The sequence below is a fragment of the Streptomyces sp. AHU1 genome (assembly GCF_045343905.1).
In the GTDB taxonomy this organism is placed as follows: Bacteria; Actinomycetota; Actinomycetes; order Streptomycetales; family Streptomycetaceae; genus Streptomyces; species Streptomyces triticiradicis.
The window spans coordinates 2,467,420-2,489,005 of the sequence record NZ_CP174283.1 but is presented as its reverse complement, the minus strand read 5'-3'; the positions used below and the strand labels follow the sequence as shown (position 1 = coordinate 2,489,005).

General features: G+C 71.4%; 17 protein-coding genes. 13 read left to right on the top strand and 4 right to left on the bottom strand.

The features are described from left to right. Positions 1 to 18: 18 nt before the first annotated feature. Positions 19 to 930: a carbohydrate kinase family protein gene (locus ACICHK_RS11365; RefSeq protein ID WP_406836797.1), complete on the bottom strand. Its 912-nt coding sequence runs from the start codon at positions 928 to 930 to the stop codon at positions 19 to 21. Between the two features lie 298 nt (positions 931 to 1,228). On the opposite strand from ACICHK_RS11365, the gene ACICHK_RS11360 reads away from it, so the two are divergent. After that, positions 1,229 to 1,657: a Rieske (2Fe-2S) protein gene (locus ACICHK_RS11360; RefSeq protein WP_406836796.1), complete on the top strand. Its 429-nt coding sequence runs from the start codon at positions 1,229 to 1,231 to the stop codon at positions 1,655 to 1,657. A 51-nt stretch (positions 1,658 to 1,708) separates the two neighbouring features. On the opposite strand, the gene ACICHK_RS11355 is transcribed toward ACICHK_RS11360, so the two are convergent. After that, on the bottom strand, positions 1,709 to 2,656 hold the full coding sequence (locus tag ACICHK_RS11355) for a hypothetical protein (protein ID WP_151474024.1): 948 nt from the start codon (positions 2,654 to 2,656) through the stop codon (positions 1,709 to 1,711). Between the two features lie 610 nt (positions 2,657 to 3,266). Between ACICHK_RS11355 and uvrC the strand changes: the two genes are divergently transcribed. From uvrC to ACICHK_RS11295, 12 genes are all read left to right on the top strand, one after another. Further along, the gene (gene uvrC, locus ACICHK_RS11350; RefSeq protein ID WP_406836795.1) at positions 3,267 to 5,504 is read left to right on the top strand and encodes an excinuclease ABC subunit UvrC; all 2,238 of its coding nucleotides are present in this window, start codon (positions 3,267 to 3,269) and stop codon (positions 5,502 to 5,504) included. Then, positions 5,501 to 6,520: an RNase adapter RapZ gene (gene rapZ / locus ACICHK_RS11345; protein WP_151474934.1), complete on the top strand. Its 1,020-nt coding sequence runs from the start codon at positions 5,501 to 5,503 to the stop codon at positions 6,518 to 6,520. The genes uvrC and rapZ overlap by 4 nt, the downstream gene beginning before the upstream one ends. Next, the gene (gene yvcK, locus ACICHK_RS11340) at positions 6,517 to 7,587 is read left to right on the top strand and encodes a uridine diphosphate-N-acetylglucosamine-binding protein YvcK (RefSeq protein ID WP_406836794.1); all 1,071 of its coding nucleotides are present in this window, start codon (positions 6,517 to 6,519) and stop codon (positions 7,585 to 7,587) included. Before rapZ ends, yvcK begins: the two co-directional genes overlap by 4 nt. After that, positions 7,578 to 8,567 carry a DNA-binding protein WhiA gene (gene whiA / locus ACICHK_RS11335; RefSeq protein ID WP_037624822.1) on the top strand — a complete coding sequence of 330 codons (990 nt, stop codon included), beginning with the start codon at positions 7,578 to 7,580 and terminating at the stop codon, positions 8,565 to 8,567. Before yvcK ends, whiA begins: the two co-directional genes overlap by 10 nt. Before the next feature lie 189 nt (positions 8,568 to 8,756). Beyond that, positions 8,757 to 11,714 (top strand): M14 family zinc carboxypeptidase, encoded by a 2,958-nt coding sequence (locus tag ACICHK_RS11330; protein ID WP_406836793.1) that lies wholly within the window; start codon positions 8,757 to 8,759, stop codon positions 11,712 to 11,714. A 191-nt stretch (positions 11,715 to 11,905) separates the two neighbouring features. Beyond that, positions 11,906 to 12,916, top strand: a complete 1,011-nt coding sequence (gene gap / locus ACICHK_RS11325; RefSeq protein ID WP_406836792.1) for a type I glyceraldehyde-3-phosphate dehydrogenase — start codon at positions 11,906 to 11,908, stop codon at positions 12,914 to 12,916. A 141-nt stretch (positions 12,917 to 13,057) separates the two neighbouring features. After that, positions 13,058 to 14,269 (top strand): phosphoglycerate kinase, encoded by a 1,212-nt coding sequence (locus ACICHK_RS11320; RefSeq protein WP_406836791.1) that lies wholly within the window; start codon positions 13,058 to 13,060, stop codon positions 14,267 to 14,269. Between the two features lie 41 nt (positions 14,270 to 14,310). Continuing rightward, on the top strand, positions 14,311 to 15,066 hold the full coding sequence (gene tpiA, locus ACICHK_RS11315) for a triose-phosphate isomerase (protein WP_406841197.1): 756 nt from the start codon (positions 14,311 to 14,313) through the stop codon (positions 15,064 to 15,066). A 98-nt stretch (positions 15,067 to 15,164) separates the two neighbouring features. Next, positions 15,165 to 15,401: a preprotein translocase subunit SecG gene (gene secG / locus ACICHK_RS11310; protein WP_192582856.1), complete on the top strand. Its 237-nt coding sequence runs from the start codon at positions 15,165 to 15,167 to the stop codon at positions 15,399 to 15,401. Between the two features lie 236 nt (positions 15,402 to 15,637). After that, the gene (locus tag ACICHK_RS11305; protein ID WP_003957010.1) at positions 15,638 to 15,973 is read left to right on the top strand and encodes an RNA polymerase-binding protein RbpA; all 336 of its coding nucleotides are present in this window, start codon (positions 15,638 to 15,640) and stop codon (positions 15,971 to 15,973) included. A 437-nt stretch (positions 15,974 to 16,410) separates the two neighbouring features. Continuing rightward, positions 16,411 to 18,063: a glucose-6-phosphate isomerase gene (gene pgi, locus ACICHK_RS11300; protein WP_406836790.1), complete on the top strand. Its 1,653-nt coding sequence runs from the start codon at positions 16,411 to 16,413 to the stop codon at positions 18,061 to 18,063. A 91-nt stretch (positions 18,064 to 18,154) separates the two neighbouring features. Continuing rightward, positions 18,155 to 19,063: a hypothetical protein gene (locus tag ACICHK_RS11295; RefSeq protein WP_406836789.1), complete on the top strand. Its 909-nt coding sequence runs from the start codon at positions 18,155 to 18,157 to the stop codon at positions 19,061 to 19,063. 6 nt (positions 19,064 to 19,069) lie between these two features. Here the strand turns inward: ACICHK_RS11295 and ACICHK_RS11290 are convergent, their stop codons facing one another. Both ACICHK_RS11290 and ACICHK_RS11285 read right to left on the bottom strand, forming a co-directional pair. Beyond that, positions 19,070 to 21,361, bottom strand: a complete 2,292-nt coding sequence (locus ACICHK_RS11290) for an ABC transporter permease (RefSeq protein ID WP_406836788.1) — start codon at positions 21,359 to 21,361, stop codon at positions 19,070 to 19,072. A gap of 6 nt (positions 21,362 to 21,367) precedes the next feature. Further along, the gene (locus ACICHK_RS11285) at positions 21,368 to 21,580 is read right to left on the bottom strand and encodes a hypothetical protein (protein WP_406836787.1); all 213 of its coding nucleotides are present in this window, start codon (positions 21,578 to 21,580) and stop codon (positions 21,368 to 21,370) included. Positions 21,581 to 21,586: the final 6 nt, after the last annotated feature.

Sequence of the window (21,586 nt, the reverse complement as noted above, 5' to 3'; positions counted from 1 at the left end):
GACGCGTGTCCGGCGTCCCTACAGGTCGCCCAGTTCGCGGGCGTACGGCGGTTCGGCTCCGGCTCGGGAGCAGGTGACGGCCGCCGCGCGGGCCGCGAAGCGCAGAAGCCAGGCCCAGTCCCGGGGGCCCAGTTCCGCCAGTGCGGCCGGGGACAGGGCGTTCCGGGCGGCCAGACCGTGCAGCAGAGCCGCGTTCACGGTGTCGCCCGCACCGATGGTGTCCACCACGTCCACCGGTTCTCCGGGCACGGAGTGCACCGAGCCGTCCCGGGTGAACGCGGTCAGACCGTCGCCGCCCCGGGTGATCACCACCGCCGAGGGGCCGGCGGCCAGCCACTCGCGCGGCGTGCCGCCGAGCCAGCGGGCGTCCTCCTCGGACAGCTTGAGCAGGGACACCGACGGCAGCCAGCCCTCGAACCGGGCGCGATAGGCGTCCGGGTCGGGGATCAGACCGGTGCGGACGTTCGGGTCCAGGGCCGTGAACACACCCTGCCCGGCGGCGGCCCGCATCAGCTCCTCGTACGCGCTCGCGCCCGGTTCCAGGACGAGCGAACAGGTGCCGAAGGACACCGCCCGCGTCCCGTCCGGGAGCCGGTCCGGGGCGCTGAAGAGACGGTCCGCCGTTCCCTCCACGTAGAAGGAGTACGCGGCCGAGCCGTCCGTGCCGATCGTGGCGACGGCCAGCGTCGTCGGTTCGCCGCCACGCTGCACGGACGACACGTCGACCCCCGCGCCGGCCAGCCCGTCCAGGAGGGCCCCGCCGAACGCGTCGCGTGAGACGCGCGAGCAGAAGGCGGTGGGGGAGCCGAGGCGGCCGAGTGCCACCGCCGTGTTGTAGGGGCCCCCGCCGGGGCGGGGCACCAGCCCCGCCAGGGCGCCGGAGCCCTGCGGCACCAGATCGATCAGAGCCTCACCGGCGACGACGATCACGACGCGGGTCCTTTCCTCGGTGTCCCGGTTCCGGACCTGTCACCCGGATGCCGGTCCTTGAACGGAACCGGGTCGCTCGCGGGCGAACGTATCACCCGGCGGCCGGCGCAGACGTCCGCGCGGGTGTTCGCGCCTCGGCCCCCGGATCCGCCCCGCACCGGACGGAATGATCTGTACCGGTATGGTCGACGCGCGACACCCCTCGCCGTGCCCGGACCCGGGCTGGTCAGCCGTGCCGTGTCCAGCCCCATCCCGTCCGGCGGAGTGTCCGCCGGCACCCTCGACCAGTGGAGGTGCCATGTCCGGCCGTCCGTCCGCGAGCCGTCGTACCGTCCTGAGGGGAGCGGCGCTCACCCCGGTCGCCGGACTCGGCCTCGCGGCGTGCTCCGGCGGCAGCGGTGGCGGGGGAACCCCCGCCACGCCGACCGCTCCCGTCACCCTCGGTGCGGGCGGCGAGGTCGCCAAGGGCGGTGCCCAGCTCTATCAGGACCAGAACGTCGTGGTCAGCCGTGCCGAGGACGGTTCGCTCAAGGCGTTCAGCTCGATCTGCACCCACGCCGGGTGCGCCATCAACAAGCTGCGGGGCACGACCCTCGTGTGCCCGTGTCACGGCAGCGAGTTCGACGCCGGGACCGGCAAGGTGCTGCGGGCGCCGGCCACCGTGCCGCTCCACGGACTGTCCGTCGAGGAGAAGGACGGGAAGATCGTCGCGGGGCCGGGCGCCTGAGCCCGGCGCGGTTCCCCGGCCGGCACCGGCGCGCCGCACCCGGGCGGGCGGTCACTCCCAGTCCCATCCGATCCCGACGATCCCCGACCGAACGCGCGGCTCGACCAGGTGCACCGAGCGGTGGCGGCCGCTCAGCGCCAGTTCCTGGCGGCCGCTGCGCGGCGCGGCGGCCGAGTGCTGCGTGAAGCGGTGACAGCGCACGGGCAGCGCGTTCTCCGCGAAGTGCACCTGGAGCGCGTACTGTCCGCCCGCGAAGCCGAACCCGCGGACGTACTCGCTGGAGGCCCCGGCCGTGCCGTCCTCGAAGGCGTAGCGGAAGAGGAACGTCTCGCCCGCCCGCAGCCGGGTGTCGAAGAGCAGTTCGGCGACCAGCACTCCGGTGTCACGGTGCCAGCGCACCCGGCCCGTACGGCAGTTCTCCAGAGCCCGGACCGTCGTCCGCTCCGGCGCGCACCCGGGGTCGCCGTGATGGATGGCCACATAGCGGTCCACGCCGTCCTTGTGTGCGCGCACTATGTGGTGCGACTCGCGGCCCAGCAGTTCGCGCCGGGCGCCTATGCGCACCCGTTCGTGGTGGCCGAGCGTGTGCAGACCGCCGTCGAGCGGGGACCCCAGGTCGGTCAGCAGCCGTTCCAGGACACCGGAGGCCTCCACCAGGGAACGGTACGAACGCCCCGTGGGACGCTCCGGATCCGAGCGCGCCTCGGCCTCGGCCAGCAGTCTGATCAGGGACTCGTCGGGCAGCTGGAGTATCTCCTCCAGGGCGCGGACGGCCCGCAGCGACTCGGGGCGCTGGGGCCGGCGGGCGCCCTGCTGCCAGTAACTCAGGCTCGTCACACCGACTTTGACGCCGTACCGCGACAGATGGTGCTGGACGCGTTGCAGCGGCAACCCGCGGGCGGTGATCGCCGCGCGCAGTGCGACGTGGAAGGGGCCGCCCCGCAGGGCCGTTTCCAGTTCCGCCGTGGCGACGTCCGCGTGCTGTGTGCCGTGCCGCATGCAGGGGCCTTTCTGTGGATGTTCACGACGGCTGGTCAGACCGTCGGAGCGGTTCATCGGCGCCGCCCGGTGGGCGCGCGGGGGCTGTACACGCGCGGGTTTCGCCGTTCACGCCCCGAGTTCCCCCGCATTGAAGCGTGTTGACCAGGCCCCGACAACACCTGACGCCCAACATGGCTCACCGCAGCCCCCCGGACGCGCTCCGTCCCTCCTCGGCCCCCGCCCGGGAGCGGACACGACGTGCCGCGGCCGCCGGCTCGTGCTCCCCGTCGCCGCCCCGGCCGTCCCGGAGCCCGCGGCCCGCGGGCGCGCGGGCGGCCACGGCGGCACGGCCGCGCACGGGGGGGCGGGCTTCCGGGCCCCTCCTTCACGCGGTCCGGTACATGGTCCGGCGCGGTGACGTGAGCATGGTGATGTGGCCCGGGTGGCCGGATACGGCGCATCCCGGAGCGCCCCGGCCGGAGCCCCCGCCTCGGGCGGGCCGGGACGGCCGCCGTCGTCACGGGCGGTGCCGGTGCTCCCGACGCCGTGGCGACGCGGCCCCGGGTTCTGTCCACAGGCGTGCCGGGAGCCGGCCGCGCCGTCGGCCCGCGCCAGTAGGGTGTGTGGCATGGCCGACCCCTCCAGCTACCGCCCCAAGCCGGGACAGATCCCGGACTCCCCCGGGGTGTACAGATTCCGCGACGAGCACCGCCGGGTGATCTACGTCGGAAAGGCGAAGAGCCTGCGTCAGCGCCTGGCGAACTACTTCCAGGACCTGGCGAACCTCCACCCGCGCACCCGCACCATGGTCACCACGGCCGCGTCGGTGGAGTGGACGGTCGTGTCCACGGAGGTCGAGGCCCTTCAGCTGGAGTACTCCTGGATCAAGGAGTACGACCCCCGGTTCAACGTCAAGTACCGCGACGACAAGAGCTACCCCCACCTCGCCGTGACGATGAACGAGGAGTTCCCGCGCGTGCAGGTGATGCGCGGTGCCAAGAAGAAGGGCGTGCGCTACTTCGGCCCCTACGGGCACGCGTGGGCCATCCGCGACACCGTCGACCTGCTGCTGCGCGTCTTCCCGGTGCGCACCTGTTCCGCCGGTGTCTTCAAGAACGCCTCCCGCACCGGCCGGCCCTGCCTCCTCGGGTACATCGGCAAATGCTCCGCCCCCTGCGTGGGCCGGGTCTCGCCCGAGGAGCACCGCGAGCTGGCCGAGGAGTTCTGCGACTTCATGGCGGGCCGTACGGGGACGTACATCCGCCGGCAGGAACAGCAGATGGCGGACGCGGCCGAGGAGATGGAGTACGAGCGCGCGGCCCGGCTGCGCGACAACATCGAGGCACTGAAGAAGGCCATGGAGAAGAGCGCGGTCGTCCTCGCGGACGCGACCGACGCCGACCTCATGGCCGTCGCCGAGGACGAGCTGGAAGCCGCGGTGCAGATCTTCCACGTACGCGGCGGACGCGTGCGCGGCCAGCGGGGCTGGGTCACGGACAAGGTCGAGGCGGTCACCACCGGTGACCTCGTCGAACACGCGCTCCAGCAGCTCTACGGCGAGGAGACGGGCGACTCCGTCCCCCGGGAGGTGCTCGTCCCGGCGCTGCCCGAGCCGGTGGAGCCCGTCCAGGAGTGGCTCACCGCGCGCCGCGGATCGAACGTGTCGCTCCGCATACCGCAGCGCGGGGACAAGAAGGCGCTCATGGAGACCGTGCAGCGCAACGCGCTCCAGGCGCTCGCCCTGCACAAGACCAGGCGCGCCTCCGACCTGACCACGCGCTCACGCGCCCTGGAGGAGATCGCCGAGGCGCTCGACCTGGACAGCGCGCCGCTGCGGATCGAGTGCTACGACATCTCGCACCTCCAGGGCGACGACGTGGTGGCCTCGATGGTCGTCTTCGAGGACGGGCTCCAGCGCAAGGGCGAGTACCGGCGCTTCCAGATCAAGGGCTTCGCCGGCCAGGACGACGTCCGCTCCATGCACGAGGTGATCACCCGGCGCTTCAAGCGCTACCTCGTCGAGAAGGAGAGGACGGGGGAGTGGACGGACGGCGAGACGGACGGCGAGGACGCCGCCGCGGACGCCTCGGAGTCCCTCGCTCCCGGTATCCCGCCCGTGCAGACCGCCGACTCCGGCACCTCGTTCGCCGGGACCGCCGGCGCCGGGACCGACGCCCCGGGGATCGCCGGCACCGGGACCGATGTCTCCGGGACGGCCGGTTCCGCCTCCGGGGGCGGCCTTCCGGCGGGCGCCCTCTCCGAGGACGACGGCAGGCCCAAACGCTTCGCCTACCCCCCGCAGCTCGTCGTCGTCGACGGCGGCCGGCCGCAGGTCGCCGCCGCGCAGAGGGCCCTCGACGAGCTCGGCATCGACGACATCGCCGTATGCGGACTCGCCAAGCGCCTGGAGGAGGTGTGGCTGCCCGGCGAGGACGACCCCGTGGTCCTGCCGCGCACCAGCGAGGGCCTGTACCTGCTCCAGCGGGTCCGGGACGAGGCCCACCGCTTCGCGATCACCTACCAGCGCGCCAAGCGGGCCAAACGCTTCAGGTCGGGCCCTTTGGACGACGTGCCGGGCCTGGGCGAGTCCCGCAGACAGGCACTGATCAAACACTTCGGTTCCGTGAAGAAGCTCCGGTCCGCGACGATCGACCAGATCTGCGAGGTCCCCGGCGTGGGACGCAAGACGGCGGAGACCATCGTCATAGCCCTCGCCCAGGCGGCTCCCGCCGCACCGGCCGTGAACACGGCCACCGGAGAGATCATGGAAGACGACGAAGACGCGGCGCCCGGTACGACGGCGGGCCCCGCGGAGGAGCCCGTGACCGCGGGCGCCTCGGACGAGCGACGGGGGCAGGAGACATGACCGAGAACGACGCGCGTGAAGAGGAACGTCCGGTGCAGGGCCGGGGGACGCACGGCGAAGCAGGCGAGGACCACGCGGGGCGGGAAGCACCACGGGAAGACGGAGCACAGGTGGGTACGGGCATCGAGACGGCGGGGACGGGAGTCCCGGACGCCGTCATCCCGGAGTTGGTGATCATTTCCGGCATGTCCGGAGCCGGCCGGTCCACGGCCGCCAAGTGTCTGGAGGACCTCGGCTGGTTCGTCGTCGACAACCTGCCGCCGGCCCTGATCCCCACCATGGTGGAGCTCGGCGCCCGCTCCCAGGGCAACGTGGCACGGATCGCCGTCGTCGTCGACGTACGCGGCCGACGGTTCTTCGACAACCTCCGCGAATCCCTCGCCGACCTGGAGACCCGCAACGTCACCCGGCGGATCGTCTTCCTGGAGTCCTCCGACGAGGCCCTGGTGCGCCGCTTCGAGTCGGTGCGCAGGCCGCACCCCCTCCAGGGCGACGGCCGCATCGTGGACGGCATCGACGCCGAGCGCGAGCTGCTGCGCGAGCTGCGCGGCGACGCCGACCTGGTCATCGACACCTCCAGCCTGAACGTGCACGAGCTGCGCGCCAAGATGGACGCCCAGTTCGCGGGCGAGGAGGAGCCCGAGCTGCGGGCCACCGTCATGTCCTTCGGCTTCAAGTACGGCCTCCCGGTCGACGCCGACCTGGTCGTGGACATGCGCTTCCTGCCCAACCCGCACTGGGTCCCCGAGCTGCGCCCCTTCACCGGTCTGAACGAAGAGGTGTCGGCGTACGTCTTCAACCAGCCCGGTGCCAAGGAGTTCCTCGACCGCTACGCCGAGCTGCTCCAGCTCGTCGCCGCCGGATACCGGCGCGAGGGCAAGCGCTACGTGACCATCGCGGTCGGCTGCACCGGCGGCAAGCACCGCTCGGTGGCGACCGCCGAGAAGCTCGCCGCCCGCCTCGCCTCCCAGGGCGTGGAGACCGTGCTCGTCCACCGGGACATGGGGCGCGAGTGACCGGACGTACTGCCCTGCGGCTGGGCCGGCTGCGCCGGGAGACCCCCGGCGACCGGGCCGGCCGGCCGGCCGCGGCGCGCGGCGCCAGACCGCGCCGCCGCGGCGCCCAGCCCAAGGTCGTCGCCCTCGGCGGCGGCATGGGGCTGTCCGCCTCGCTCGCCGCGCTGCGCCGGATCACCGGCGACCTCACCGCCGTCGTCACCGTGGCCGACGACGGCGGTTCCAGCGGCCGTCTGCGCGACGAGCTGGGCGTCCTGCCGCCCGGTGATCTGCGCAAGGCGCTGGCGGCGCTGTGCGGCGACGACGACTGGGGCCAGACCTGGGCCCGCGTCATCCAGCACCGCTTCGAGTCCAAGGGCGACCTGCACGAACACGCGGTCGGCAATCTGCTGATCGTCGCCCTGTGGGAACAGCTCGGCGATCACGTACAGGCCCTGGACCTGGTCGGCAAGCTCCTCGGCGCCCACGGGCGGGTGCTGCCCATGTCCGCCGTGCCCCTGGAGCTGCAGGCCCTGGTCAAGGGACACGACCCCGACCTGCCGGACGAGGTCGGCACCGTCCGGGGCCAGGCGAACGTGGCGCTCACACCCGGTGAGGTCCAGTCCGTGCACGTCGTACCGCACGATCCGCCGGCCGTGCCCGAGGCCGTGGCCGCGGTCCTCGACGCGGACTGGGTGGTCCTCGGCCCCGGCTCCTGGTTCTCGTCGGTGATCCCGCACCTTCTGGTGCCGGAACTCCTGGACGCCCTCAGCCGAACCAGGGCGCGCCGGGTACTCTCCCTGAACCTCGCACCGCAGCCCGGAGAAACCGAAGGCTTCTCCCCGCAGCGTCATTTGGAGGTTTTGGGGCGACACGCCCCTAAACTCGCCCTGGACGTGGTGCTGGCCGACGAGGCTGCCGTGCCCGACCGCGAATCTCTCGCCGACGCCGCCAGACGGTTCGGTGCCGCGGTCGAGCTGGCACCGGTGGCCAGGACCGACGGATCTCCGCGGCACGATCCGGAGCTGTTGGCCGCCGCGTACGACCGTATTTTTCGGATGCATGGAAGGATCGGCCCATGGCGATGACGGCAGCGGTGAAGGACGAGATCTCCCGGCTCCCCGTCACCCGGACCTGCTGCAGGAAGGCGGAGGTCTCCGCCATCCTGCGGTTCGCCGGCGGCCTTCACCTGGTGAGCGGCCGGATCGTGATCGAGGCGGAGCTGGACACCGCGATGGCGGCGCGCCGCCTGAAGCGGGACATCCTGGAGATCTTCGGCCACAGTTCCGAACTGATCGTGATGGCTCCCGGCGGACTGCGCCGCGGTTCGCGCTACGTGGTGCGCGTCGTCGCGGGCGGTGACCAGCTGGCCCGCCAGACGGGGCTCGTGGACGGACGGGGACGCCCGATCCGCGGACTGCCGCCGCAGGTGGTCTCGGGGGCCACCTGTGACGCCGAGGCGGCCTGGCGCGGGGCCTTCCTGGCCCACGGCTCGCTCACCGAGCCCGGCCGCTCCTCGTCCCTCGAGGTGACCTGCCCGGGGCCGGAGGCCGCGCTCGCGCTGGTCGGTGCCGCCCGTCGGCTCTCGATCGCGGCGAAGGCCCGCGAGGTGCGCGGTGTGGACCGGGTGGTCGTCCGCGACGGCGACGCGATCGGCGCGCTGCTGACCCGCCTCGGCGCGCACGAGTCGGTGCTGGCCTGGGAGGAGCGGCGGATGCGGCGTGAGGTCCGCGCCACGGCGAACCGGCTCGCCAACTTCGACGACGCCAACCTGCGCCGCTCGGCGCGCGCCGCCGTCGCCGCCGGGGCCCGCGTCCAGCGCGCCCTGGAGATTCTCGCCGACGAGGTGCCGGAGCATCTCGCCGCCGCCGGACGGCTGCGCATGGAGCACAAGCAGGCCTCCCTGGAGGAGCTGGGCGCGCTCGCCGACCCGCCGCTGACCAAGGACGCCGTCGCGGGCCGTATCCGGCGGCTGCTGGCGATGGCCGACAAGCGGGCGCAGGACCTCGGGATCCCCGGGACGGAGTCGAGTCTGTCCGAGGAGATGGCGGACAACCTCGCGGGCTGACCCGGACCCGCGGGGCGACGTGAAAGACGTGCGGGATCATCTGACGGAAGATCAGTGCCCCGGTGCCGAAGCCCACTTGGGGTTCGGCACCGGTGTACGCGGGCCCGCGAGGCACCCTTGACTTGACCATGAAGTGTCATGAGCCTGGCATCTGTTCGCTGCTGTGGCGGACCAGTGCAAGGGGGGCTCATGAGACGAAGAGCGAGCGCGATCCTCGCTGCCGGCGCGCTCCTGCTGGGCGGTGCGGCCGTGGCGCCGGTCGCCCGGGCGCAGGACGGCGGTTCACCCAAGCCCGACGGGAACGCCGTGAAGGTGTTCCGCGCCGAGGTCACGAAGCAGCAGGTACCCCTGCTGCTCGCGGCCGGCCAGGACGGTCACGAGCTCGGCGACGCGACCTGGAAGAACGGCAGGAGCACGGTCGAGGTCTACGTCACCGACCAGCAGGCCAGGAAGCTGGAGAAGCAGGGCGTCGACCTCACCGAGCACACGCTCTCCGCCAGGGCGGAGGACCGGGTCGCGGACGCCGCCCAGGGCGTGTTCCGCCCGTACAGCGGCAAGGGCAACCTGAAGGAGGAGATCGTCAGGACGGGGCAGGCCAACCCCGGCCTGACCAAGGTCGTCTCCATCGGCAAGACCCTGAACGGCCAGGACATCCTCGCGCTCAAACTGACCAAGGGTGCGCGGAAGACCAAGGACGGCTCCAAGCCGTCGGTGCTGTACATGTCCAACCAGCACGCGCGCGAGTGGATCACGCCGGAGATGACGCGGCGGCTGATGCACTACTACCTGGACAACTACGCCACGGACAAACGCGTCAGGAAGATCGTCGACTCCACCGAACTGTGGTTCGTCCTGTCGGCCAACCCCGACGGCTACGACTACACCTTCAAGGACGCCGACACCCGCCAGTGGCGCAAGAACCTGCGGGACGTGAACGGCGACGGTGTCATCTCCACCGGTGACGGCGTCGACCTCAACCGCAACTTCGCCTACAAGTGGGGCTACGACGACGAGGGTTCGTCCCCCAACCCCACCAGCGAGACCTACCGCGGCGCGAGCCCCGGGTCCGAGCCCGAGACCAGGGCGCTCGACGCCTTCGAGAAGCGCGTCGGCTTCAGGTACGGGATCAACTACCACTCGGCCGCCGAACTCCTGCTCTACGGCGTGGGCTGGCAGGTGGCGACGCCGACCCCGGACGACGTGCTCTACAAGGCGCTCGCCGGAACCCCCGAGAACTCCGCGATCCCGGGCTACCACCCGCAGGTGTCCTCGGAGCTCTACACCACCAACGGCGAGGCGGACGGCCACGCGGGCAACGTCAACGGCATGGCGATGTTCACCCCCGAGATGTCGACCTGCCAGACCGCGTCGGACCTCGACCCGAACGACGCCTGGAACGCGGCGGACTGCGCCTCGGTCTTCACCTTCCCGGACGACGAGAAGCTGATCGAGCAGGAGTTCGAGAAGAACGTCTCTTTCGCGCTCTCCGTCGCCGAGACCGCGGCCCACCCCGACCGGCCCTCCTCCTCGGTGGGCATCGACGCGCCCGACTTCACCCCGGCCGCCTTCACGACGTCGTACGCCCGCGGCGCCGACCAGGAGGTCTCCGTCGTCGTCCGCAAGTCGGTACGCGACAAGAAGCTCAGGTACCGCGTGAACGGCGGCCGGACGCACGAGGCGTCGCTCAGGCCCTGGCGGGGCGGCGAGACCTACGGCGGCACGGACAACCTCTACTTCGACGAGTACCGCGCCAAGGTCAGGGGCGGCGCTCCGGGCGACAAGGTCGAGGTCTGGTTCACCGGCGGGACCAGGAGCGGGAAGCCCACCTCCAGCAACCGCTTCACGTACACCGTGGCCCAGCGGCCGCGGGCCGACGTGCTCGTGGTCGCCGAGGAGGGAGCGGCCGCCACCCAGGCGGGGACCTACGTCGACGCGCTGAGGGCCGCCGGGAAGAAGGCCCTGGTCTGGGACGTCGCCACCCAGGGCGCGCCGGACGCGCTCGGCGTGCTCGGCCACTTCGGCACGGTCGTCCACTACACCGGCGCCCTGCGACCGGGGAACGCCACCCAGCTCCAGCTGCGCGCCTTCCTCAACGAGGGCGGCAAGCTGGTCGAGGCGGGCGAGCTGGCCGGCGGCAGCGTCGACCTCGGCGGCGGCACCCTCTCGAACGACTTCAGCCAGTACTACCTGGGCGCCTACTCCCGCACGTCCACCTCCGGCGCGAAGGGCTTCGCCGGTTCCGGGAAGCTCGACGGCGCCACGGGAGCGCTCGGCGACGCGCCCGGCAACCCGCTGAACGCGGCGGGCACCTACGCCGTCACCTCGGACTCGCTCGCCGGGGCGCGCTACCCGCAGTTCGCCTCCAGCGCGGGAGCGGGCCGGTTCGACGGGACCGTCAACCCGTACGGGCCCTACGCGGGCGCGTACATGGCCGCCGCGGTGCACACCGACGACGCCTACAAGCGACTCACCCGCACCGTCGACCTCACCAAGGTCACCGCCGCCGACAAGCCGACGCTGCGCTCCCAGGTGCTGTGGGACACCGAGCCCGGCTACGACCACGCGGTCGTCGAGGTCCACACCACCGGGGCCGACGACTGGACCACGCTCCCCGAGGCGGGCGGTGCCACCACGACCGCGGTCCCGGCCGAGTGCGAGGCCGGCTTCCTCGCCCGGGAGCACCCGTGGATCAAGCACTACCTGACCGTGAGCGCGGCCGGCTGCACCGCCACGGGCTCCAGCGGCGCGTGGAACAGCCTCACCGGCGCCTCCAGCGGCTGGCAGCAGGTCTCCTTCGACCTGAGCGCCTATGCCGGCAGGTCGATCGAGGTCTCGTTCAGCTACATCAGTGACCCGGGCTCGGGCGGCCACGGCCTCCTCGTGGACGACGCCTCCCTCGTGGTCGGCGGCACCGCCACCGAGACGGAGGGCTTCGAGTCCTCCCTCGGTCCCTGGAGCGTCGCCGGTCCGCCGGCGGGCAGTCCGGCCGTCCTGCGGGACTGGACGCGCACCGGGGAACTCTTCAAGACGTACGGAGCGGTCACCACGGACGACACGGTGCTGCTGGGCTTCGGCCTGGAGCACGTCGCCGCGGCGGCCGACCGCGCGACCCTGATCGGAAAGGCGCTTTCGGCACTCGACAGCTGACCGCACGTGACCATCACATGAACAGAACGGGCGATCCGTACCCCTACTGACGGGTACGGATCGCCCTGTCGTGTATGGCCGTGCTCGATGTCACTCCGGGGCCTTGGGGGAGGTAGGGTCGGAGGCGGTCGGGGACATCCCATACAACTCGCCGACACTTGAGTCGGCGTACCTAACGAGGAGATCGGTTCGTGACGATCCGCGTAGGCATCAACGGCTTTGGCCGCATCGGTCGTAACTACTTCCGCGCGCTGCTCGAGCAGGGTGCTGACATCGAGATCGTGGCTGTCAACGACCTGGGTGACACCGCGACCACCGCCCACCTGCTCAAGTACGACACCATTCTGGGCCGCCTCAAGGCCGAGGTGTCGCACACCGCCGACACGATCACCGTCGACGGACACACCATCAAGGTCCTGTCCGAGCGCAACCCCGCCGACATCCCGTGGGGCGAGCTGGGCGTCGACATCGTCATCGAGTCGACCGGCATCTTCACGAAGAAGGCCGACGCCGAGAAGCACATCGCCGGCGGCGCCAAGAAGGTCCTCATCTCGGCTCCGGCCAAGGACGAGGACATCACCATCGTGATGGGCGTCAACCAGGGCGACTACGACCCGGCGAACCACCACGTCATCTCCAACGCCTCCTGCACCACCAACTGTGTGGCGCCGATGGCCAAGGTCCTCGACGAGAACTTCGGCATCGTCAAGGGTCTGATGACGACGGTCCACGCGTACACCAACGACCAGCGCATCCTGGACTTCCCGCACAAGGACCTGCGCCGCGCCCGCGCCGCCGCCGAGAACATCATCCCGACCACGACCGGTGCCGCGAAGGCCACCGCCCTGGTCCTCCCGCAGCTCAAGGGCAAGCTGGACGGCATCGCCATGCGCGTCCCGGTCCCGACCGGCTCGGCCACCGACCTGGTCGTCACCCTCCAGCGCGAGGTCACCAAGGACGAGGTCAACGCCGCGTTCAAGAAGGCCTCCGAGGACGGCGACCTCAAGGGCATCCTGTTCTACACCGAGGACCAGATCGTGTCCTCGGACATCGTCAGCGACCCGGCCTCCTGCACCTTCGACTCCTCCCTGACCATGGTCCAGGAGGGCAACACGGTGAAGATCCTCGGCTGGTACGACAACGAGTGGGGTTACTCCAACCGCCTCGTCGACCTCACGGTCTTCGTCGGCGGCCAGCTCTAATTCCCAGAGCAGGCACCTCGATGTGAGCCAGGGCTCGGGCAGCGCGACGCCGCGCTGTCCGGGCCCTGCGCCACGTGGTGACCGGTCGGCGTGATCGGTCAGCCCTCTCGGATCCCCAGAGCCTTCCCTAGGAGTTCCTTCATGAAGACGATCGACGAGCTTCTCGCCGAAGGAGTGACCGGCAAGCGGGTCTTCGTCCGCGCCGACCTCAACGTGCCGCTGGCGGGCGGCCTCATCACCGACGACGGCCGCATCCGCGCCGTCCTGCCCACCGTCAGGGCGCTGGCCGCGGCGGGCGCCAAGGTCATCGTCGCCTCGCACCTGGGCCGCCCCAAGGGCGCCCCGGACCCGGCCTTCTCGCTGCTGCCCGCCGCCGAGCGGCTCGGTGAGCTGCTCGGCGCGCCGGTCGCGTTCGCGCAGGACACGGTCGGCCCCTCCGCCCACGAAGCGGTGGACGGCCTGCAGCCCGGCCAGGTCGCGGTCGTCGAGAACCTCCGCTTCAACGCCGGCGAGACGTCCAAGGACGACACCGAGCGCGGCGAGTTCGCCGACCGGCTCGCGGCCCTGGCCGACGTCTACGTGGGCGACGGCTTCGGCGCCGTGCACCGCAAGCACGCCTCCGTGTACGACCTCCCGGCCCGGCTGCCGCACTACGCCGGCTACCTCATCGCCACCGAGGTCGGCGTCCTGAAGAAGCTCACCGAGGACGTCGCGCGCCCCTACGTCGTCGCGCTCGGCGGCTCCAAGGTCTCCGACAAGCTCGCCGTCATCGACCAGCTGCTCGGCAAGGCCGACCGCATCCTGATCGGCGGCGGCATGGCCTTCACCTTCCTCAAGGCCAAGGGCTACGAGGTCGGCACCTCCCTCCTGCAGGAGGACCAGATCCCGGCCGTCACCGAGTACATGGAACGCGCCGTGAAGCAGGGCGTCGAACTGGTGCTCCCGGTCGACGTCGTGGTCGCCCCGGGATTCCCGGACCTGAAGGCCAAGGCGCCCACCGAGCACAGCGCCGTCGAGGCGCACGCGATGCCCGAGGGGCAGCTGGGCCTGGACATCGGCCCCAAGACCGCTGCCCTGTACGCAGCCAAGCTCTCCGACGCCAAGACCGTGTTCTGGAACGGTCCCATGGGCGTCTTCGAGCACCCCGACTACGCCGAGGGCACCAAGGCGGTCGCCCAGGCCCTGGTCGACTCCAAGGGCTTCACCGTCGTCGGCGGCGGAGACTCCGCCGCCGCGGTGCGCACCCTCGGCTTCGACGAGAACGCATTCAGCCACATCTCGACCGGTGGCGGCGCCTCCCTCGAATACCTCGAGGGCAAGACGCTCCCCGGCCTCGCCGCACTGGAGGACTGACCTTAATGGCTGCATCTAATCTCTCTGGGCGCACGCCGCTGATGGCGGGCAACTGGAAGATGAACCTCAACCACCTCGAGGCCATCGCGCACGTCCAGAAACTCGCCTTCGCCCTGGCCGACAAGGACTACGAGGCCTGCGAGGTCGCCGTCCTGCCGCCCTTCACCGACCTGCGCTCCGTGCAGACCCTGGTCGACGGCGACAAGCTCAAGATCAAGTACGGGGCCCAGGACCTGTCGGCGCAGGACTCCGGCGCCTACACCGGCGAGATCTCCGGTTCGATGCTGGCGAAGCTGAAGTGCACGTACGTGGCCATCGGCCACTCCGAGCGCCGCCAGTACCACAACGAGACCGACGAGATCGTGAACGCCAAGGTCAAGGCCGCCTACCGGCACGGTCTGACCCCGATCCTGTGCGTGGGCGAGGAGCTGGAGGTCCGCGAGGCGGGCAACCACGTCTCCCACACCCTCGCCCAGGTCGAGGGCGGTCTGAAGGACCTCCCGGCCGAGCAGGCCGAGTCCGTCGTGATCGCGTACGAGCCCGTCTGGGCCATCGGCACCGGCAAGGTCTGCGGCGCCGACGACGCGCAGGAGGTCTGCGCCGCGATCCGCGTCAAGCTCGCCGAGCTGTACTCCCAGGAGCTGGCCGACAAGGTCCGCATCCAGTACGGCGGCTCGGTGAAGTCCGGGAACGTCGCCGAGATCATGGCCAAGCCCGACATCGACGGCGCTCTGGTCGGCGGCGCGTCGCTCGACGCCGACGAGTTCGTCAAGATCGTCCGGTTCCGCGACCAGTAAGTATGCGGTAGCGGCGATTCGTCGTACCCTTGCGGGGGTCTGGTGCCATCGCGCCGGACCCCCGTCGTCCATCCAGTTCCGAGGAAGTTGGTCCAGCCGTGGTTTTGGGGTTCTCGATCGCCCTGATCGTCTTCAGCCTGCTGCTGATGCTGCTGGTGCTGATGCACAAGGGGAAGGGCGGCGGCCTCTCCGACATGTTCGGTGGCGGCATGCAGTCGTCCGTCGGCGGCTCCTCGGTCGCCGAGCGCAACCTCGACCGCATCACTCTCCTGATCGGTCTGCTCTGGTTCGTGTGCATCGTCGTGCTCGGCATCCTGACGAAGATCAACAACTGATCACCGATCGACGTCGGTACGGCAGCACAACTGCACATCACGCAAGCACATTCCGCACGTAAGGCCCCATGTCCGGTACGCGCCTCCAAGCGCCGCCTATCATGGGGCTTGCGTCTAGGGGTGGGGATGTAACTCCAATCACTGGACGCGCGTTGGGCCTTACGTAGACTGAGGCGCTCGCAACGAAGCGAAACGCCGACTCGCTTCGCGGCACCATCACGCAGGGAGTTACGACCGTGGCAAGTGGCAACGCGATCCGAGGAAGCCGGGTCGGGGCGGGGCCGATGGGCGAGGCCGAGCGCGGCGAGTCCGCGCCGCGGCTGCGCATCTCCTTCTGGTGCTCCAACGGGCATGAGACGCAGCCCAGCTTCGCCAGCGACGCGCAGGTTCCCGACACCTGGGACTGTCCCCGCTGCGGCTTCCCCGCCGGACAGGACCGGGACAACCCGCCGGACCCGCCGCGCACCGAGCCCTACAAGACGCACCTCGCGTACGTGCGGGAGCGGCGCAGCGACGCGGACGGCGAGGCGATCCTCGCCGAGGCGCTCGCCAAACTGCGGGGCGAGATCTAGGAGTTGAGAACCGGCCGGGCATCCACGGATGCCTGGCCGGAACCGTTTCGCGGTGACTTCACGGCCGCGATCCCGCCCGCCGCCGGGTTTGCCGTGCCCGGATGCCCGCACCGCGCGCCGACCGCCGGACGCCCACGTCGCGGACAGGCTCGTTCGTCGTGCCCGGACGGGGAACGGCGGCCGGGTCACACCGATGCAGCAGTGCGGGCCGGAACGCGTACCGGACGCGCCGGCCCGCTGCCCCGCGCGCCTTCCCGCCCCCGCCCGGCCCCTCCCGCCGTCACCGGGCTGACACCTGGAGGCCGGCCTGACGTATCTGTTGTTGAGCCGGTGGACGCACTACGACAGCTCGTGTCCAGCCCTGATCAATTAGGTTGGGACCGGCAGCGGGGCAAGGTACGCAGCAGCACAGGCAGGAAAGAAGGCGGAAGTCCGAGATGAACGCAGAAAGCCGTACCAGGCTCAACCAGACGCCCGAGTGGACCGCTCTGGCCAAGCATCGCGAGGAACTCGCCGGCACCCGTCTGCGCGAGCTGTTCGCGGCCGACCCCGGGCGCGGCTCCGGCTACTCGCTCCAGGTCGGCGATCTGCACGTCGACTACTCCAAGCACCTGGTCACCGACGAGACGCTGCGACTGCTGCGCGAGCTGGCCGTCGCCACGGATGTGTTCGGGTTGCGGGACGCGATGTTCCGGGGCGAGAAGATCAATGTGACCGAGGACCGGGCGGTGCTGCACACCGCGCTGCGGGCGCCGCGGGAGGCGGTGGTCGAGGTCGACGGGCAGAACGTGGTGCCGGCCGTGCACGCGGTCCTGGACAAGATGGCGGACTTCGCCGGACGGGTCCGTTCGGGTGAGTGGACCGGGCACACCGGCAGGCGCATCAAGAACGTCGTCAACGTCGGCATCGGCGGCTCGGACCTGGGCCCGGCGATGGCTTATGAGGTGCTGCGTTCCTTCACCGACCGCTCGCTGAGCGTGCGGTTCGTCTCGAACGTGGACGGCGCGGACCTGCACGAGGCGGTACGGGACCTGGACCCGGCGGAGACGCTGTTCGTCATCGCCTCCAAGACGTTCACCACCATCGAGACCATCACCAACGCCACCTCGGCGCGCGAGTGGCTGCTGACCGGTCTGAAGGCCGGTCAGGAGGCGGTCGCCAAGCACTTCGTGGCCCTGTCGACGAACGCGCAGAAGGTGTCGGACTTCGGCATCGACACGGCGAACATGTTCGAGTTCTGGGACTGGGTCGGCGGGCGCTACTCCTACGACTCGGCGATCGGCCTGGCGCTGATGATCGCGATCGGCCCGGAGCGGTTCCGGGAGATGCTCGACGGGTTCCACTTGGTCGACGAGCACTTCCGCACCGCCCCCGCGGAGGCCAACGCGCCCCTGCTGCTTGGGCTGCTGGGTGTCTGGTACAACAACTTCCACGACGCGCAGTCGCACGCGGTGCTGCCGTACTCGCACTACCTGTCGAAGTTCACCGCCTACCTCCAGCAGCTGGACATGGAGTCCAACGGCAAGTCCGTGGACCGCGACGGCGACCCGGTCCAGTGGCAGACCGGCCCGGTGGTGTGGGGCACGCCCGGCACCAACGGCCAGCACGCCTACTACCAGCTCATCCACCAGGGCACCAAGCTCATCCCCGCCGACTTCATCGGCTTCGTCAACCCGGTCGGTGAACTGAGCGACCGGCTCGCGGCCCAGCACGACCTGCTGATGGCGAACTTCTTCGCGCAGACGCAGGCGCTGGCCTTCGGCAAGACCCCCGAGGAGGTCCGTGCCGAGGGCGTGCCCGAGGAACTGGTGCCGCACAAGACGTTCGAGGGCAACCACCCCACGACCACGATCCTCGCCGCCGAGCTGACCCCCTCGGTCCTCGGCCAGCTCATCGCCCTCTACGAGCACAAGGTGTTCGTCCAGGGCGCGATCTGGAACATCGACTCCTTCGACCAGTGGGGCGTCGAACTCGGCAAGGTACTCGCCAAGCGCGTCGAACCCGCCCTGACCGAAGGCGCCGACGTACCCGGACTGGACGGGTCGACCAAGGCCCTGGTCGCCAAGTACCGGACGCTGCGAGGCCGTTGAGCCCGAATGAGGGGAAGCGGGCGGCGGGAGTCCGCCCGCTTCCCGTAACATCCCTGGCGATCACGATGACGATCGTTCGGGGGAGCGGGAGTTGGCCGGGACACGGGAGAGATGGACGAGGGACGGACTGACGGTCCGGACCTTCCTGCAGCCGAGGCGGATGGCGAGGGCGCTGTTCCACCCGGTGTGGATCCCGGAGCCCGTCGATCCGTCGGTGGAGCGGCTCAAGCGCGTGCGGGTCGTCGCCGGAGCGGTCGCGGCGTTCGGCGTGTACACCTTCGTGCAGCACAAGTTCGACACCGACGAGATCCTGGGCAACGTCCTGACGGCGGCCCTCGTCCTGCTGTTCGTCACACCGCTGACCGTGGGCGCGATGCTCTGCGTGTGGCGGCGCACCGGCACCGTCCGGCAGCTGCGGCGTCCGCTCCTCGGCTCGCTCAAACTGCTGCTGCTGTTCATCGGCATGGCCGTGGTCGCCGTGCTCCTCATGCAGCTGGCGACCGCCGTCGGAGGTGCCGCGCTGGTTCCGCTGGGGTTCGTGGCGCTCTATCTGATCGCCGTCGTGGCCTACGGCGCGGTGCAGCTGTCCGGGAACTACTTCGGTTCCGCGGCCGTGCACCGCTGTCTGCCGCCGCTGCTGGCCTCGGTGACGACCTGGCTCATGGCCATCCCCGACCTGGTCACCGGTGACCTGCACGGGCTCAGCCTCAGAATGGGCATCGTCTTCATCCTGGGCGCACCGGTGACCGTCACCGCCATCGCCGTCCTGGAGATGAACCGGCTCCGCCGCCACTACGGCATCCGGCTGCGCGCACACCCCGCGACCCTGCCGACACCGCGCCCCACGGCCCCGCCCGGGAACCCGTACGCCCCCCGTCTCCACGGCAGCCCGCCGGGACCGTATCCGCAGGGCGGTCCGTACCTCCCCCATCCCCAGGGGAACCCGCCCGCGCCGGGTACGCGGCAGCACCGGTACGGGTCAGGGCCGTACGGAACCTGACCGGGGTCAGGCCGCCGCGCTCAGGGTGTCCGCCGGCCGGCGGCGGGCCGCTCGGGCGGCGGGCAGGGCGGCGAGCGCGGCCGCGCCCAGCACGGCGGCGCCGCCGAACAGCAGCAGGAGCACGGCGGACGGTCCCCGTGCGACGCCCGCGCCGATGCCGCTCGACCTGCCCTGGGCATCGATCAGCCAGTGCGCGAGGGGCAGCCCCACAGCCGTGGCGACGAGGACCGCCGCGAAGGCCGTGCACCCCGTGGCCGTCACGGTGATCGCGGTGATCTGTCGCGGCGTCAGTCCGATCGCCTTCAGCGCCAGCAGATCCCGCTCGCCCTCCCGGACGGTGCCGCCGATCGCGGTGAGCAGTTCGATGAGCCCGATCAGGGCCAGTACGGCGATCAGTCCCACGACGACTCCGCGGAGCGGCGAGAGCCCGTCGGCCGGGTTGGTCACGGCGTGCACGTCGAAGGCTCCGCGCGCGGCCGTGGCCAGCTCCGTGGCCACCTGATGCGGGTCCGCGCCGGGGCGCAGCTGGAGCTGGTAGAGGGTGGGCCGGAGTTCCGGGTCGTTCTCCCGGAGGGTGTCGAGCGAGGTGGAGATGACCCGGCCGCCGTTCTCCGGCTCGATGCTCCGCCCCACGATGTGCAGGATCTGCGGCTGGGCGCCCACGGTCACGCGCACCCAGTCGCCGACCCGCACGTCCAGCAGGTCGAGCAGGCCCTGACCCGCCACCGCCTCGTCGGCTCCGCGCGCGGGACGGCCCTCGGCCAGCGAGAACGGGTAGGGGTCCTGGTGCGTGCCGAGGCCGCGCAGCGCGATCGTGCCGGTCTGGCCGGGGACCAGGGCGGGCACCTGGATGCCCGGGTGGACACCGGTGACCCGTGGGTTCCGGTCGAGCAGGGCCCGCACGCCGGAATCGCTCAGACTCCCGTCCGGCCGGACGGTGAGCGCGGCCGCGAGACCGAACTGCTCGGGCCTGCTGTGGAAGCGCTCGATGGTCGTCCAGGCGCTCATGGCCACCACGATCAGCAGCAGGGGCAGTGCGAGACGGGCGACCGTGGCCGACGAGCGCGACCGACGGGTGAACGCCTTGTGCCAGCCCAGGACCAACGCGGACGGCAGCCGCAGCCCCAGCGCTCCGCGTGCCGGACGCGGCAGCCCGCCACCGGGCGGTGCCGCGGCGCGCAGCCCCGGAACCGGGGACACCCGTCCGGCCCGCCACGCGCCGAGCCCGGTCGTCGCGGCGATGAACAGCACCGCGGCCGCGGGCACCGAGAAGAGCGCCGCGGTGTGTCCCGGCAGTCCCTGCCACACACCGACCGCGTCCCCGAGGCGCCCCGGGACCCGGCCGCCCAGCGCCTGCGTGAGCGCGCCGGCGAGCACGGCGCCCAGCAGCGCGAACGCCACGTGCTGCAGCAGGAAGATCCGTACCACCTGGCCCGGCGTGAAACCGATCGCCTTCAGCACCGAGATGTCCCGCAGATGCCCGCGGATACGCGTGCCGATCGCACCGTGCACGGCGAGCCCGGCGGCGACCAGCGCGCCGAGGCCGAACAGACCGAGAACCTGCCCGAGCAGCCGGTTGTCGCCCTGCGCCTCGGCCCGCGCCTGCTGCCAGGAGGAGACCTCGGTGACCGCGCCGGCGCCGAGGAGGGTGACGGCCCGCTGGACCGCGTAGTCCGTGTCGCCGGCATCGGCCAGCCGCAGCCCGATCACCTGCCCGGCGCGTCCGGCGGTGCCGCGAACCGCCGAAGGGAGCGTCCACACCAGGCCCGGCCGCTCTCCCGGGCTGTAACGGGGCTCGGCGCTGTCGGCCACGCCCAACACGGTCAGCTTCCGGGTGGTGCCGGGCACGGTGAGGGTGTCGCCCGGTTCGGCCCACAGTGCCCGGGCGAGGCTGCTCTCCAGCACCACGCCGTCCGCCCGGGTGGGGTCGAGCCAGCGTCCGGAGGCGAGCAGCGGGCGCCCCGTGACGGGCTGCTCGGTGGTGCCGCGCAGCTCGACCACGGCACGGGTCCCCCGTGATTCGACGGCGGTCGCGGCAGTCGGGTAGGGGCCCGCGACGGAGTCCACGCCGTCCACGTCGGTGAGTCTGTGCGCGTCCGAGGACGGTCCGGTATGGATCCATACGTGTGCGCCGTGCGACTGGGTGAAGACCCGCTGCCAGGGGTTGGTCGCGTAGCCGAAGAGCGCGGCGGCCAGCAGCAACGAGGTGACGATCCCGGCGGTGGCGAGCACGATGAACAGCGCCTCACCCCGGTGGGTGCGCAGATCGGCGTGCGCCCAGCGCAACGTGGCACGCATCCCCGCTCAGCCCCTCGGCTCGCGGGCGGCGATGGCAGCGAAGGGGGCGGAGAGGACGATGGAGGCCGAGGGCGCGAGGGAACCGACACGGCCCACGGACGTCGAAGGCCCGTGGGAAGGGACGCCGGAGGTCGCGGGTGCGGGGGAGGTGCGGGCGACGGGGGGTGCGGGTGCGGGGGAGGTGAAGGTGGCGACGGGGGTCGTCGAGAGGGGGCGCATGTCGCT

Excerpts from the sequence above, each read along its gene's own strand:
- ACICHK_RS11320 (WP_406836791.1), top strand. The coding sequence starts at position 13,058 with ATGAAGACGATCGACGAGCTTCTCGCCGAAGGAGTGACCGGCAAGCGG.
- whiA (WP_037624822.1), top strand. The coding sequence starts at position 7,578 with ATGGCGATGACGGCAGCGGTGAAGGACGAGATCTCCCGGCTCCCCGTC.
- tpiA (WP_406841197.1), top strand. The coding sequence starts at position 14,311 with ATGGCGGGCAACTGGAAGATGAACCTCAACCACCTCGAGGCCATCGCG.
- ACICHK_RS11330 (WP_406836793.1), top strand. The coding sequence starts at position 8,757 with ATGAGACGAAGAGCGAGCGCGATCCTCGCTGCCGGCGCGCTCCTGCTG.
- rapZ (WP_151474934.1), top strand. The coding sequence starts at position 5,501 with ATGACCGAGAACGACGCGCGTGAAGAGGAACGTCCGGTGCAGGGCCGG.
- pgi (WP_406836790.1), top strand. The coding sequence starts at position 16,411 with ATGAACGCAGAAAGCCGTACCAGGCTCAACCAGACGCCCGAGTGGACC.
- ACICHK_RS11360 (WP_406836796.1), top strand. The coding sequence starts at position 1,229 with ATGTCCGGCCGTCCGTCCGCGAGCCGTCGTACCGTCCTGAGGGGAGCG.
- ACICHK_RS11355 (WP_151474024.1), bottom strand. The coding sequence starts at position 2,656 with ATGCGGCACGGCACACAGCACGCGGACGTCGCCACGGCGGAACTGGAA.
- uvrC (WP_406836795.1), top strand. The coding sequence starts at position 3,267 with ATGGCCGACCCCTCCAGCTACCGCCCCAAGCCGGGACAGATCCCGGAC.
- ACICHK_RS11290 (WP_406836788.1), bottom strand. The coding sequence starts at position 21,361 with ATGCGTGCCACGTTGCGCTGGGCGCACGCCGATCTGCGCACCCACCGG.
- ACICHK_RS11285 (WP_406836787.1), bottom strand. The coding sequence starts at position 21,580 with ATGCGCCCCCTCTCGACGACCCCCGTCGCCACCTTCACCTCCCCCGCA.